General features: G+C 43.3%; 18 protein-coding genes. 10 read left to right on the forward strand and 8 right to left on the reverse strand.

Features of this window, described 5'->3' with window-relative positions; translation table 11 throughout:
- Nucleotides 1–28: 28 nt before the first annotated feature.
- Nucleotides 29–487 (forward strand): DMT family transporter, encoded by a 459-nt coding sequence (locus FTU90_RS04485; RefSeq protein ID WP_005094208.1) that lies wholly within the window; start codon nucleotides 29–31, stop codon nucleotides 485–487.
- 40 nt (nucleotides 488–527) lie between these two features.
- Nucleotides 528–1,904 carry an MATE family efflux transporter gene (locus FTU90_RS04490; RefSeq protein WP_373686016.1) on the forward strand — a complete coding sequence of 459 codons (1,377 nt, stop codon included), beginning with the start codon at nucleotides 528–530 and terminating at the stop codon, nucleotides 1,902–1,904.
- On the opposite strand, the gene FTU90_RS16290 is transcribed toward FTU90_RS04490, so the two are convergent.
- Entirely contained in the window at nucleotides 1,893–2,033 is a 141-nt protein-coding gene (locus FTU90_RS16290) for a hypothetical protein (RefSeq protein WP_005094217.1), read from the reverse strand. The genes FTU90_RS04490 and FTU90_RS16290 overlap by 12 nt on opposite strands.
- Nucleotides 2,034–2,422: 389 nt before the next feature.
- Between FTU90_RS16290 and FTU90_RS04500 the strand changes: the two genes are divergently transcribed.
- Nucleotides 2,423–3,721, forward strand: coding sequence for an AarF/ABC1/UbiB kinase family protein (locus tag FTU90_RS04500; RefSeq protein WP_005094220.1), 1,299 nt, complete (start codon nucleotides 2,423–2,425; stop codon nucleotides 3,719–3,721).
- A gap of 97 nt (nucleotides 3,722–3,818) precedes the next feature.
- Entirely contained in the window at nucleotides 3,819–4,070 is a 252-nt protein-coding gene (locus tag FTU90_RS04505) for a type B 50S ribosomal protein L31 (protein ID WP_005094222.1), read from the forward strand.
- 87 nt (nucleotides 4,071–4,157) lie between these two features.
- Here the strand turns inward: FTU90_RS04505 and crcB are convergent, their stop codons facing one another.
- Complete coding sequence (crcB, locus tag FTU90_RS04510) at nucleotides 4,158–4,538, reverse strand: fluoride efflux transporter CrcB (RefSeq protein ID WP_100355144.1); 381 nt, start codon at nucleotides 4,536–4,538, stop codon at nucleotides 4,158–4,160.
- A gap of 174 nt (nucleotides 4,539–4,712) precedes the next feature.
- Here crcB and FTU90_RS04515 point away from each other — a divergent pair, with 174 nt between their 5' ends.
- Nucleotides 4,713–5,045 carry a HopJ type III effector protein gene (locus tag FTU90_RS04515; protein WP_180071968.1) on the forward strand — a complete coding sequence of 111 codons (333 nt, stop codon included), beginning with the start codon at nucleotides 4,713–4,715 and terminating at the stop codon, nucleotides 5,043–5,045.
- Nucleotides 5,046–5,115: 70 nt separating this feature from the next.
- Here FTU90_RS04515 and FTU90_RS04520 read toward each other — a convergent pair whose 3' ends face one another.
- Nucleotides 5,116–5,679: a hypothetical protein gene (locus FTU90_RS04520; protein ID WP_034608360.1), complete on the reverse strand. Its 564-nt coding sequence runs from the start codon at nucleotides 5,677–5,679 to the stop codon at nucleotides 5,116–5,118.
- Between the two features lie 191 nt (nucleotides 5,680–5,870).
- Between FTU90_RS04520 and FTU90_RS04525 the strand changes: the two genes are divergently transcribed.
- Nucleotides 5,871–6,500 carry a class I SAM-dependent methyltransferase gene (locus FTU90_RS04525; protein WP_159516290.1) on the forward strand — a complete coding sequence of 210 codons (630 nt, stop codon included), beginning with the start codon at nucleotides 5,871–5,873 and terminating at the stop codon, nucleotides 6,498–6,500.
- 18 nt (nucleotides 6,501–6,518) lie between these two features.
- Here the strand turns inward: FTU90_RS04525 and FTU90_RS04530 are convergent, their stop codons facing one another.
- Nucleotides 6,519–7,097, reverse strand: a complete 579-nt coding sequence (locus FTU90_RS04530) for a hypothetical protein (RefSeq protein ID WP_074383599.1) — start codon at nucleotides 7,095–7,097, stop codon at nucleotides 6,519–6,521.
- Nucleotides 7,098–7,124: 27 nt separating this feature from the next.
- Entirely contained in the window at nucleotides 7,125–7,592 is a 468-nt protein-coding gene (locus tag FTU90_RS04535; RefSeq protein ID WP_005094229.1) for a Holliday junction resolvase-like protein, read from the reverse strand.
- A gap of 124 nt (nucleotides 7,593–7,716) precedes the next feature.
- Here FTU90_RS04535 and FTU90_RS04540 point away from each other — a divergent pair, with 124 nt between their 5' ends.
- The 4 genes from FTU90_RS04540 to FTU90_RS04555 all read left to right on the forward strand — a co-directional run bounded on the left by FTU90_RS04540 (nucleotide 7,717) and on the right by FTU90_RS04555 (nucleotide 10,890).
- Nucleotides 7,717–8,361, forward strand: a complete 645-nt coding sequence (locus FTU90_RS04540) for a ParA family protein (protein ID WP_005094230.1) — start codon at nucleotides 7,717–7,719, stop codon at nucleotides 8,359–8,361.
- A gap of 128 nt (nucleotides 8,362–8,489) precedes the next feature.
- Entirely contained in the window at nucleotides 8,490–9,620 is a 1,131-nt protein-coding gene (locus FTU90_RS04545; protein ID WP_370982120.1) for an AI-2E family transporter, read from the forward strand.
- A gap of 122 nt (nucleotides 9,621–9,742) precedes the next feature.
- Nucleotides 9,743–10,285: a superoxide dismutase family protein gene (sodC, locus tag FTU90_RS04550; protein WP_005168781.1), complete on the forward strand. Its 543-nt coding sequence runs from the start codon at nucleotides 9,743–9,745 to the stop codon at nucleotides 10,283–10,285.
- Between the two features lie 302 nt (nucleotides 10,286–10,587).
- On the forward strand, nucleotides 10,588–10,890 hold the full coding sequence (locus FTU90_RS04555) for a DUF3817 domain-containing protein (RefSeq protein WP_005094233.1): 303 nt from the start codon (nucleotides 10,588–10,590) through the stop codon (nucleotides 10,888–10,890).
- A 73-nt stretch (nucleotides 10,891–10,963) separates the two neighbouring features.
- Here the strand turns inward: FTU90_RS04555 and FTU90_RS04560 are convergent, their stop codons facing one another.
- The 3 genes from FTU90_RS04560 to FTU90_RS16060 all read right to left on the reverse strand — a co-directional run bounded on the left by FTU90_RS04560 (nucleotide 10,964) and on the right by FTU90_RS16060 (nucleotide 12,948).
- Complete coding sequence (locus tag FTU90_RS04560; RefSeq protein WP_005168783.1) at nucleotides 10,964–12,193, reverse strand: MFS transporter; 1,230 nt, start codon at nucleotides 12,191–12,193, stop codon at nucleotides 10,964–10,966.
- A gap of 172 nt (nucleotides 12,194–12,365) precedes the next feature.
- A complete protein-coding gene (locus FTU90_RS16055; protein ID WP_252721262.1) occupies nucleotides 12,366–12,692 on the reverse strand; it encodes a hypothetical protein in 327 nt (108 codons plus the stop codon).
- A gap of 16 nt (nucleotides 12,693–12,708) precedes the next feature.
- Nucleotides 12,709–12,948, reverse strand: a complete 240-nt coding sequence (locus FTU90_RS16060; RefSeq protein WP_005094237.1) for a hypothetical protein — start codon at nucleotides 12,946–12,948, stop codon at nucleotides 12,709–12,711.
- Between the last annotated feature and the right edge of the window lie 35 nt (nucleotides 12,949–12,983).

A 12,983-nucleotide genomic window follows, 5' to 3' on the forward strand; every position in this document is an offset into this window, starting at 1 on the left:
ACTCAAATAGAATTAGACAGTTAAAATTATGAAAATATCTTCTCAACTGATTATTTTACTTCCTTTAGTCTTTGCAATTGGTGTTTTGCTGACGCTTCAAACCGCAATTAACACGCAACTGAAAGAATATTTATATTCTCCTATGCAAGCTGCATTTTTTTCCTTTTTGATTGGTACAATAGTGCTCGCTGTGATTGTACTTTTTCAGTCCAATCCCAAACCCGGTGTACAGGAATTAATGAATGTTCCCTGGTATTTATGGCTTGGGGGCATCGTGGGTGTCTACGCGATTAGTATGAGCATTTATGCAGCCCCCAAACTTGGCTTTCTGGTGCTTAGCGGCCTGATTATTTTTGGTCAGATGGCCATGTCGATGCTGGTCGATCATCTGGGTTTATTGGGCAACGAAAAAATGCCGATTAACTGGCAACGTCTTTTAGGCGGCGGAGTAATTTTTATTGGTGTGCTTCTCACTTTACAACGCTAAACCCCTCTATTTAAGCACATGATCACGATGAGTAATTTTTGTGTCGAATGTTACACCGGTTACGACCTTTGGTTTTGAATTAAAAAAACTGTTTCATCTGATGTTACCTATTCTGGTAACCCAATTTTCCCAAGCAGGTTTGGGCCTGATTGATACCATTATGGCAGGTCATCTGTCTGCGACCGATCTTGCAGCAATTGCAGTCGGGGTGGGTCTATGGATTCCGGTGATGCTGCTGTTTAGCGGTATCATGATTGCCACGACACCCTTGGTGGCTGAAGCGAATGGCGCACGTACCCCTGAAAAAATTGCCACCATTGCCCGTCAGTCACTTTGGGTTGCCCTGATTCTGGGGATTATTGCTGGCCTGATTTTGCAGCTGTTGCCAGCGACTTTACCAATCTTAGGTGTACCGGAAAGCTTGCAGCCTAAAGCTGGTTTATTCCTGCATGCAATTGGTTTTGGTATGCCGGCAGTGACTATGTATGCCGCCTTGCGTGGCTATTCAGAAGCGATTGGTAATCCACGTCCGGTGACCGTCATCAGCCTATTGGCACTGGTGTTGCTGGTTCCACTGAACTATGTATTTATGTATGGAATTGGCCCTGTTCCAGCCTTGGGTAGTGCCGGCTGTGGTTTTGCTACGGCAATTTTACAGTGGTTAATGGTCATTACTCTGGCACTGTATATTTTTAAGAATAAAGCCTATCAACGCACCCAGCCGTTTACTCATTGGGAAAAAATCAACCCGGAATGGATGAAACGCATCTTGCAGCTTGGTCTGCCGATCGGACTGGCGATTTTCTTTGAGGTCAGTATTTTTAGTACTGCGGCGATCGTGCTCAGCCCTTTGGGAGAAACCATTGTTGCTGCGCATCAGATTGCCATTTCAGTGACCTCACAGCTGTTTATGATTCCAATGTCACTGGCGATTGCCCTGACCATTCGGGTCGGCACCTATTATGGCGAGCAGAACTGGCAGGCGATGCGTAAAGTGCAATATCTCGGCCTGATCACTGCTACTATTCTGGCAATCCTGACCATGATTTTGCTTTGGGCGTTCCGTAATGAAATCGTGGCGCTCTACACCTCGGATATGATCGTGACCCAAATCGCGGTCTATCTGATTCTGTTTGCGATTGCTTATCAACTGATGGATGGCTGGCAGATCAGTGCAGCAGGTTGTCTGCGTGGGATGCAGGACACCAAAGGCCCTATGTGGATCACCATGCTGGCTTACTGGGTGATTGCCTTCCCGGTCGGGGTGTATCTGTCCCGCTTTACCGACATGGGCGCAGCCGGTGTCTGGGTTGGCCTGATTGTGGGTCTGAGTGTGGCCTGTGTACTTTTATTAGCTCGTTTATATGGCAACAATAAACGTTTAAGTCTCGACCACTCAATGCGTTCAGCCGATTAATTCAAGCTGGAAAATGCGCTGCGATTCAGGATCCAGCGCATTTTTTAATGCTTTGGAAATCTCTGATTCGTCTATCACATCTTTGATCAGCAGCGGCTCTACAACCACCTCCGTGCCATTAAAGCGCATGGTGGGTGAATCATCTAACTTAGGTCCTGTATTTAAGGTTTAAGTGATACGCACACAAAAATACACATCATCTTGAGCAGTAAAATATCGATAGACTTTCATTGAATTTTCTTCATTACTGCGAGTTGTTTTATTTATACTTTTGGGACTAAAACAACCTTTAGTATGATTATGCAGCCTGACCTAAAACAATGATGTATTCAGGAATCTTGTTTTGGTTTAAGTACAGGAGATGAAGAAAAATCTTCTGATAAATCAAAGATCATGCACTAAAGATGGAGAAGTTAAAGAAAATCACAACACAACCTCTACAATTAAATCTAGGCAATTGAATCTTTGTCACCTATGATCAAATACATCAAATAATTGTTGGTTTCAAGGAATCTCGCATGGCAAAAACGGCTAGCACACCCGGTCGTCGCTTTATGAAACTTGCCGGAATGACCGCAAGTATTGCAGGTAAAACCCTATCCAATTCAATTAAAAATTTAACTGCCGACGAAGAGCAGAAAAATACTGCGCGCAGCAAATTATTTCAGGATATTGGTATACAAATCGCGGATACCTTGGGAGAAATGAAAGGCGCGGTCATGAAAGTTGGTCAGATCGCCTCGCAATATAAAGATATTTTTCCACCCGAAGTTGCCAAAGCCATTGCCAAATTGCAACGTCAGGCACCGCCCATGCCATTTAAGGACATTCAGGCGCAAATTGAAAAGGAACTCGGCAAACCTTTACAGCAATTATTCCAACAGTTTGATGAACAGCCTTTTGCCGCTGCATCGATTGGTCAGGTACATAAAGCCACTTTACCCAATGGCCAGCAAGTGGTGGTCAAGGTGCAGTATCCGGGGGTCGATGAAGCCTGTGAAAGTGACCTGAAACAGGTACGTCTGGCGCTCCGCATGATGGGCGTTTTAAAGATTGACCGTAAACTTCAGGATCAGTTATTTAAAGAAATTCAGCATAGTCTGGACAATGAGCTCAACTATGAAATTGAAGCTCAGAACCTGGAAGTTGCCCGCGCTTTCCATGAGTCACTGGATCATAAAATTGTGATTCCACAGGTTTTTCATGAATATTCTTCACGGCATATTCTAACCTTGAGTCAGGAAATGGGAGAAAGTATTGAAACCGCCAGCACCTGGCCACAGGAAACCCGCAATGCCTTAGGGCGCCGTCTGCTGCGTGCGATTGGTCAGGAAATTTTTTATCTGAAACGCTTTCACTGTGACCCGCATCCGGGCAACTTTGCCTTTCGTGAAGATGGCTCTGTGATTGTTTATGATTATGGTGGCGTTAAGACTCTTTCAACTGAAGTGATTGGGCATTTCCGGGAACTTATTCATGCCGCACGCGAGAAGAATATTCCCGTGATTGAGCAACAGTTAGATGCGCTGCATTCCTTGACTGAAACCGGAAAATTCCCGACTGAATTGTATGAACAATGGCTGGAAGTTCTGATGCGTCCACTGGTCACCCATTATGATTTTGCTGAAAACTCGGCCCATCATGATGGCATGGAGTTGCTCAAACCTTCTCTAAAATATTGGGATGTGTTTAAGCCATCTCCAGATACGCTCATGGTGAACCGGACGATTTCAGGACAATACTGGAACCTGATTCATTTAAAAGTTCATGATGATCTGAGTGATGTATTTGAAGAACTGGTGCCGAGTCGAGGTTAATTTTGACCCCAAAGGCTTACACGCTGTAACTCTAGATAACTTGAAATATCAGATGTTATATTATAACATTTCATTGAGAATCATGAGGGAATTATATATGCGTCCAGATATTCATCCAGCGTATCGTGAAGTGTTATTTCATGACACCAATGCCGATACTTATTTTGTGATTGGCAGCACCATGAACTCTAGCCAGACTAAAGAATATGAAGGTAAAACATATCCTTATGTCACGCTTGATATTTCAAGTGCTTCTCATCCCTTCTATACTGGCGAGCAGCGTCAAACCAGCAATGAAGGTCGCGTGGCAAGCTTTAATAAACGTTTTGGCCGCTTTAAACGTGGCTAAAACTAAAAACCGTCGATTATCTTGATCTTCAAATCGTGGTTTATGTCAGGAAATAACCTCCAGTTTCCTGACTTTTTTATGTCTGTTTCAGTTTTGACTCAAAGCCAGTGAAGTCAAGTAAAAACCCAGCGCCAGAACGATAATTCCAACAATTACACTCGACAGCGCATACAATAGAGCTAAACCTACAGCGCCATGTTTCAAGAGCTGAAAGCTTTCCAGACCAAAACTGGAAAATGTGGTAAATCCGCCCAGTATCCCCACCATTAAAAACAGACGTGCTTCCTGTTGCAGCATTGGATATTTTTGGCTACAGGCAAAAAAGATCCCTGCACATAAGCAGCCCAGAATATTGACCCACCAAGTCGGCCAAGGAAATTGCATCTGTGGTTTTAGCAACCAGAGCCCTGCTGCATACCGTAAACTGGCACCCACTGCCCCACCGATTGCCACCCAAAGCCAGCCCATATACGTTCCTATTCTATTTATTGATCCAGTTGATTTGATCCGAAATTTCAAATTAATTATGAATCATTTTCATGATTATCTTGAACTGAAAACTTATTAAATACCATGGAACTTCGCAAGAAAATTGCTATATTCATCGTATCGATTTTTTATTGATTGCAAAGGGAAAACAGCATGGCACAAGATTTATTGGCACAATTGGCCGCAGGTGAGGCAAAATTTGCAGATGTGATTGCCTATATCGAAGCACGTTATACCCATACCCCGACTGCATTTAAAAATGGCCAGCAGAGCAATGCGACCACTGAAAACCAAGGCAGCGCCAAAGTTTTTGCCTTTGCACGACTCAATGGGCTGGATCAGACCCAAACCTTAAGCCTGTTTGCCGAGCACTATGCAGCTGTACAAGCGACGCCTCAAGCCAGCGATCATCAGAATATCCGCCAGTTTATGCAAAATGGCTGGGATGGCATTGCATTTGGAGGTCAGGTTTTAACTGCTAAATAAGCAGTTTATCAATATATAAAACCGCTCATAAAAGCGGTTTTATATAGACATCTAAATAGCAAATTTTAATTTAGCTTTTCCCAACCTGTTCAATCCACTGAATTGAACTGACACGGAATACCTCACAGGCGCCATCACCGGTATCGGTCGGAGTTAAAGACGATGTCCAGACCAGATCTTTATCACGCACTTCAACCAGCTCACCCTGCATACGCACCAGATCACCACGTTTCACCTTTTTAATGGCCTTGGCAATTTCAGGATTGGCCGGAATGATATGCATATTGGACACCATCTGCTTGGCTTGTTCTACCGGCACGGGCACCCGATCCATTTTCCAGTTCAGATAACGGTCATATTGATTGACACTAATATGTCGGGCAATTTCAGGTTCAGCAAACAGGCCCCAACTTACCGCATAATCAATCGGAGAGAATTTGGCCTGTGGATCAGCGCTATAGACTTTGGAACCCAAAATACGGAAATCGCCTTTAAAAGGCTGCAAGACAGAAATTGACTGTCCTTTGACCACAGGTGGCAAACCTTTGGCAATATTGTGATCGACCGAGCTATAGCTGGAAATAGGCAGCAACAAACCGGCCAACAATGCATAATGTTTAAAGTGTTTGAACATCATTTTTAATCTAATCCTAATCGAGTTGATCAAACGTTTTAAGGATATCTTCCTTGATCTTACGTATTTTTTAATGAATAAACAGTTGAACTTGGTAACAAACTGGGTGTATTTAGTCAGCTTGGGCATTCCCGAATATTGTATTTTTCAGTTAAGCTAAAATACATTCAGATTAAATTAAAACAACCCAAATGCTGTATCAACTTTATCAACAACACATCTTTCCGCACCTTTTAAATCAGGTGATGCAAACGCCGTCCTTGATGGATTTACGCCGTGAATTGCTTTTGAACATTTCTGGTGAAGTACTGGAAATTGGTTTTGGTACAGGGCTGAATCTGCCTTTCTATCAAGAAGTAGATCTGGTCTATGCCGTAGAACCCAATCCGGCCATTTTCAAGCTGGCAGAACCGCGCATCCAGCAGGCTGCTTTTCAGGTTGAATATATTCAGGCCAGCGCAGAAGCATTGCCTTTTGCAGAACATAGTCTAGAACATGTGATCTCGACCTGGACACTGTGTAGTATTGCTGACCTCGGCCAAAGTTTGCGTGAGATTTATCGGGTGCTACAACCGGGCGGTTACTTGCATGTGGTCGAACATGTGCTGAATCGACAAAATTTAAATATCCAGCGCCTGCAGCATTTACTCACCCCGATTCAGAAGAAAGTCGCAGATGGCTGTCATTTAAACCGGGATATTGAAACTGCCTTACTGGAAACTGGTTTTGAAATTGAAGAATTGAATTATATCAATGCCGCAGGGATTCCGAAGATTGGCCAGCGTATGCTGCTGGCTCGACTGCGTAAACCGCAAGGCTAATTTATTTTCGTTTTGCCGTTAATGTTGCTGCAACTGAGTCACACGCAGCAACTGACAATGGGCATGATATTCCGAGCCTGTACCCACCTGAAATTCCTGTCCCGTGCTTCCTGAATGTACTGTGACCAGATCACCGCTGAGTGTAATCTTCTGCCCTGATTTTAGCCTGCGAATCTGATTGGCAATTTTCTCGTTGGCAGCGATCAGACTAAAATGCTGGACATGCGTGCTGAGAAATTCAGCTTCAGCCTGGCTGATTTGTTCCTCGATTTGATAACAGCGTTTTGCTTTATCAAATGCTAATGTTGCCTGCATGACTGGCAGTGACTGACTGAGCAACAGCACATCAATATTGCTGACATAGGCCAGATCATTAAAATGTCCAACCATAGGGCTGGCCTGATGCAAGACACGACGATTCGGTTTAACGAAACGTTTATCATGCACAGTAAATGTAGCTGAAATGGGTTGAATCGGCTCTACCGAAAAGTTTTTCAAGACACCTCGTTCTTCCAGATGTGGGATCGCACGAAAAAACTCATTCCAGACCCACAGTCCAAGCATAAACAGCAGCGCAGTGATCAGTAATTTCTGCATAATTTCTTATTCTTTCCTTGGTCGTGCTCAATCATCGAAATCAATCCGGATGGTTTCAAAACGCACCCGCCCTTCCTGAACTGCACGGGCAATCGCTTGCTGGCCTTTAGTCAGACGCGCTCCGCCACTTTTGATATCAATCAATACCACTTCAATATCCTCTGCTTCGCCTTCGCCGTCTCTGAAATCGGTATAGCCATCAAAGACCACATAATCGACAGGATCGCCCAGAAACTTGGCATCACTGGGCAGATATTGAAATTCCGGCATGATCGGTGCGAGCTGTTCCGCCATTTTGCCTTTCAGGACTGCACGGCTGGTATTGACACTGCGTTTTTGTGCTGCGATCAATGCCTGCTGATGTTCTAGTTCCAGCTCGGCAATATACTGCTCATATTCAGCCTTGATGCGTCCATTGCGTGTCTGACTTAAAATAATGGTGGTCAGCACCACCCCGATACATGTGCCAATCAGCATGGCCATCCATATGGACATTCAATCTTCCTAATTTACTTTATTTTTTCAGCACAACATTCGACTGAAGTTGAAAACATCAGCCATTGGTACGCTTGAAAAGAATGATATGCTAGGCAGGAACAGAATAAAATCACCTTGAGTCATGAAAACAATTTTAGTTGCGAATCAGAAAGGCGGTTGTGGCAAAACCATGACAGCGATTAGTCTAGCCTCAGCACTCGCACAAAAAGGTTATAAGGTGGCGCTGGCCGATGCCGATAACCAGAAATCGGCATTGCAATGGCTCAAGCAACGTCCGGAACAGGCCATGCCGATTCAAAGTCTGGACTGGCGCAATCACAAATCCATTGGTGATGCACCGAAGCAGATTGAGTATCTGATCATTGATGCACCGGGAGCGTTGACTGAAGATCATGCCGAGCAGCTGATCAGTGAAGCGCATGCGATTATTATTCCGATCCAGCCTTCATTTTTTGATATTGATTCGACCCGCCGTTTTCTCAAGCATTTGCAGGACATTAAGCGGATTCGTAAAGGCAAGGTTGAAATTTTACTGTTGGCCAACCGTACCAAACCGAATGCAGCCAGTAATCAGGACATACAGCAGTTTTTTGACAAGATCGACCAGCAGCCGGTGGCCTGGATTTCAGAACGTGCACCTTATAGCCGTCTGGCTATGGAAGGTCTGTCAGTCTTTGATAAACCTCAAAAAATCTATCGGGAATTACAGGATCAATGGCAACCGGTGCTGAATGCCATTATCGATGATCCCAGTCAGTGGTTTTAAGCCAGTCCGCTGAATCCTAACACTGCTTTGGGAAAATAATCACGCTACTTACCAAGCCGTCATTTTCGATCGCTTTTTTTTCAGTTAATATGCCTGAACACGACCTAAAAAATGAGCCATTAAATTCAGTGCAACAGTACGCGCCTACATTACAAAAAGTCTTATTATTTGGATTGTTCTTTATCCTGATTTTTTTGAGTTTTCATATACTCAAATATTTCATCATCCCTGTAGTTTGGGCAGCGATTATCGCCTATATGACTTGGCCCTTGTATCAGTCGGTGTTACGCATGTGCGGCAATCGGCCAACGCTGAGTGCAACCGTGATGATTCTGGCCGTGATTCTGGTGTTTGGTCTGCCATTTATCTTCGCCATTTTTATGTTGCAGCATGAAGGTCGTAATCTGTATTTTGAATTGCAGCGACAGGTCTTTTCCGGTCATCTGGATGTACCGGATTTTATTCGTGGCCTTCCGATTGTCGGCAAGGAAATTAGCCGAACTTTAAATGAAATCAATACCGATCCAAACAGTATCGCGCTATCGATCTCGAGCTGGATTCAAGGTCATCTGAATTACGGCAAAGTGGTATTGAATGAAGTCAGTAAAAATATCTTTAAATTGTGTTTTGCGATACTTTCGCTGTTCTTTTTCTACCGTGATGGTCAGACCATTTTAAATCAGGTGCGTAAAGCTTTTGAGATGGTAGTCGGGCCACGTGTACATCATTATTTTTCTACCATTTCTGCCACTACACGTGCGGTGGTCTATGGCGTTGGTTTGACTGCAATTGCCCAGTCTTTATTGGCAGGTCTGAGTTATTTTGTCGCGGGTGTACCGAATCCGATGGTCTTGACCATTGTGACCTTTATTTTCGCCCTGATTCCTTTCGGCCCACCAGTGGCTTATAGTGCAGTATCACTGTGGCTCTTTTCACAGGGACAGACGATTGAGGCGATTGGGGTGATGGCTTGGGGCGTCTGTATTGTCAGTACGGCCGACAACGTAATTCGTCCACTGGTGATTTCTGGCGCAACACAAATTCCATTCCTGTTGATTATGTTTGGTGTTCTGGGCGGTATTGCCAGTTTTGGTCTGGTCGGCGTCTTCATTGGTCCAGTGATTCTTGCAGTCTTGCTGGCAATTTGGCGTGAATGGTTACATGAAAGTAATTTGAATGAACCCTTAATGATGCCTAAAGCCACCATGGCACATGACATCGATCCGCAGACCGAAGACACACCGCCCAAAGCACCTTAAAGCACAAATTGAGTCGACTTAAACAAAACAAAACATTTAAGTACTGATTCTATATAGAGCTTCTGATCTTGCTCTGTTTCAATAGATTTACAAAACAGAATAAAGATCAGGATGCCAATACCATGTCTTCATTGTTTAAAATTACGACACTTTGTGCGCTCAGTGCTGCACTTTTCACAGGTTGCGCCTCGACTTCTCCATCGAATGAACTGGTCAGAGCCGTGACTGTAAATGCAGTAACCGCTGAGGGGATAGGTCAAGAGATTGGCACCGTATTACTCAGTGACAGTCCAGCCGGTCTGGTGATACGTACCAACCTGAAACAGCTCCCTGCCGGTGAGCGAGGTTTCCATATTCACGAAAATGGTTCATGTGCACCCGCCATGAAAGATGGCAAGATGGGTGCAGCACTGGCTGCCGGTAGTCATTACAATCCGAACCAGTCACCCAATCATGGTACGCCGGTGACCGGTCACCTCGGTGATTTGCCTGCATTAAAAGTCAATACTGACGGTACTGCCCGTGTCACCCTGCTTGCACCACGTTTGAAACTGGCGGATCTTCAGGGTCGTGCCATTATGGTTCATGCCGGCGGCGACAACTATTCTGACAACCCCTTACCATTAGGTGGTGGTGGTGACCGCATTGCATGTGGTGTGATCTAAACAGATTAGTGTAGATATAAAAAGAAAAAGACGGGCTATCTGCTCGTCTTTTTTCATGAAATTTTCTTTAGAGTTGGCATCTAAATAACTTTTTTGCTCTTGAAATAGATCAGTTTATTGTCGGAAAACTTAAAGTTTTTTTGCAGTTATGCCATCAATAATAGTATCGTGAAACTAAATAACCAACTGCTTTACTCGGTTATAACTCATTATAAATATTGAATATATTTTTATTTTTAAGATTTAATCTTCAATTTATATTGGGTACACTCAGGGTTAATTTAATTAAATCAGTATGTCTTATGAACATCAAAACTTTACGTCTGGTCGGTTTGTTTGAAGGGATTTCATTTCTGCTACTTTTATTTATCGCGATGCCCGTGAAATACATGATGGATAATCCGATCTTAGTGAAATATGTTGGTATGGGGCATGGCGTACTATTTGTGCTGTTTTTAGTGGTGTTATTTGCGGTCTGTGAAAAGCAAAAATGGTCGCTCAGCATGTTTTTGATGGGCCTGATCGCTTCAATTTTGCCATTTGGGCCATTTTTGTTTGATCTGAAATTAAAGAAACTAGAGCAGCCCGTCGCTGAGCTTCAATAGATATTAAAATCCTCTCCCCCTCTGGGAGAGAGTTAGAGAGAGGGTATAGCCTTCCTTTATAAAAGGAGGAGCTTTAAAACTCCCCTCTCACCTTCCGCTCAGAAATAATCTGCTTTAAGCTCAGACGCGGCAAAGTAAACCACAATGCAATCAAAATGAAAGAGGCGATGCAATAGGCCCAAATATCATAGGCTTCATAAGCCATTCGAACTGCCTCAATCACCACGAAAAAGCTCAGCATCAGGATAATCGAAACCGTAGCAGCCACCGTACCTTTGGACACTTCAGAAGACATCAGTGCAAAACGGTACAGCACCGAGAAACTTACGCCTTCACCAAGGCTGATACAGGTGGTGCCGATAATCAGGCAATGCACAAAATAATCTGGAATAAACAGACCGAGTATTAATAAGCCTGTACCAAACAGCATCAATGGCACACCCAAGAGTACAGTTTTCCCCAGCGGCATTTTGTCGATGATTTTTAGCAAAACCAGATTACCGATAATCAAGCCGCCCAAAACCGGAAACTGCGCCAGACCATATTGCACGCTGCTGAATCCAAACTGCTCGACCAGAATCACGGGTGACAAGGCAATCCATAACATCAACGGCAGGCTGACCAAAGGTAGTGCCGCGGTCATAATCACAAAGCGTTTATTTTTTAAAACCTGTTTAAAGTCATCCAGAATATAGCTAAACGGCTGCTTCGGAACACTGACTTTCAGGTTTGGCATTTTGGCTTTCAGGCCAAACCAGCTTAAAAATGACAGAAATGCAATGCCGATAAAGCCCCAATGCCAGGAGATATGATCAATCATAAAGGCACCCAGCACCGGCCCGAGCAATGGCGCCAGTAAAGAAACATTGGCCATCAGTGCCATGACTTTAATGGCATCGCGTTCTTCAAAGCTTTCCTGAATGGCGGCATAACCTACGGCGGTAATAAAGGACAGTCCAAAGCCTTGTAAAAAGCGCAGGAATAAAAAGCTTTCGATATTGGGTGTCAATAAAATGGCCAAACAGCTAATTGTGAAAAATGCCACGCCGCCCAAGAGTACGGTTTTACGTCCAAGACGATCGGACAATGGCCCCAAAATCGCTGCAACAAATGCCCCACCCAACAGGAAAAAGGACATGGAGGATGGCGCCCATGAACTGCTTACCCCAAAATCACGGGTAATCGATAGCATGGCTGGTTGGATCAGGTCATTACAGATATAGACGGAAAATTCAAACAGAACCAGTGCCAGCGGGAACATGAGTGTGGCACGGGTCAGTTTTTGGGTTTGGATGTTTTGCATGGGAGTTTTTATTGTCACCCTGCTCGTTTAAGCAGGCTAAACTTTGTCTAAAATAGAAAGAGGAAATTTTAGCAGAGTCCTGTTTTTAAGTCCGTTCTCTTTTTTAATGACCTACTCAAAACAAATCAATGGAGGATACATTATTCATCTATATTCTAATAATTTATAAAAATCAAATAGACTCTACTGAGTTCCACTCTTGAAACCATTTTTCTTTTCTAGGATTTTCAAAATGAAGAATTTGTTCTACTAAGTCTATAATTAGTTGATCAATATCTTTTGCTATCGAAGATCCTAACTTTATTTTTGAAATACTTCCACTTTTTAATGGGTCACTACAGTCTAATCTAGAGTAATGATAGTTAGCCCTATCCATGATAAATTTATCAATATAATTAACATGTCCTTCTGTTGAAAAATGGTCTTGAGGAAAAAATTTTACTAAGCTCAGCCAACAGAATCTTAAAAACCAGATTAAGTCTTCATTACCTTTCATCATATTAAGAGCAATTTCGCTATCCCAATTGATATGACAGTTTAAATACACCTCTTTTCAAGTCAGGTAAAGAAAAAATAAAATTTTGATCTGCCTCTAATTCACTATCTTTCTCACGATACAATAATTTTTCTCGTAGGATTTTTTCTGATTTTCTTTTATCGTAATTGGTATAAAACCTATTTAGATAGAATAATAAGAGTGAAGCTAAAAATCCTCCAATCACGCCAATTGTAGCGGCTAATATATTTGAGTCCATCAACTCCCCCCTCTTCCCAAAAGCAAAAAGCGCAT

The organism is Acinetobacter sp. YH12200, assembly GCF_013418175.1.
Classification (GTDB): Bacteria; Pseudomonadota; Gammaproteobacteria; order Pseudomonadales; family Moraxellaceae; genus Acinetobacter; species Acinetobacter pseudolwoffii.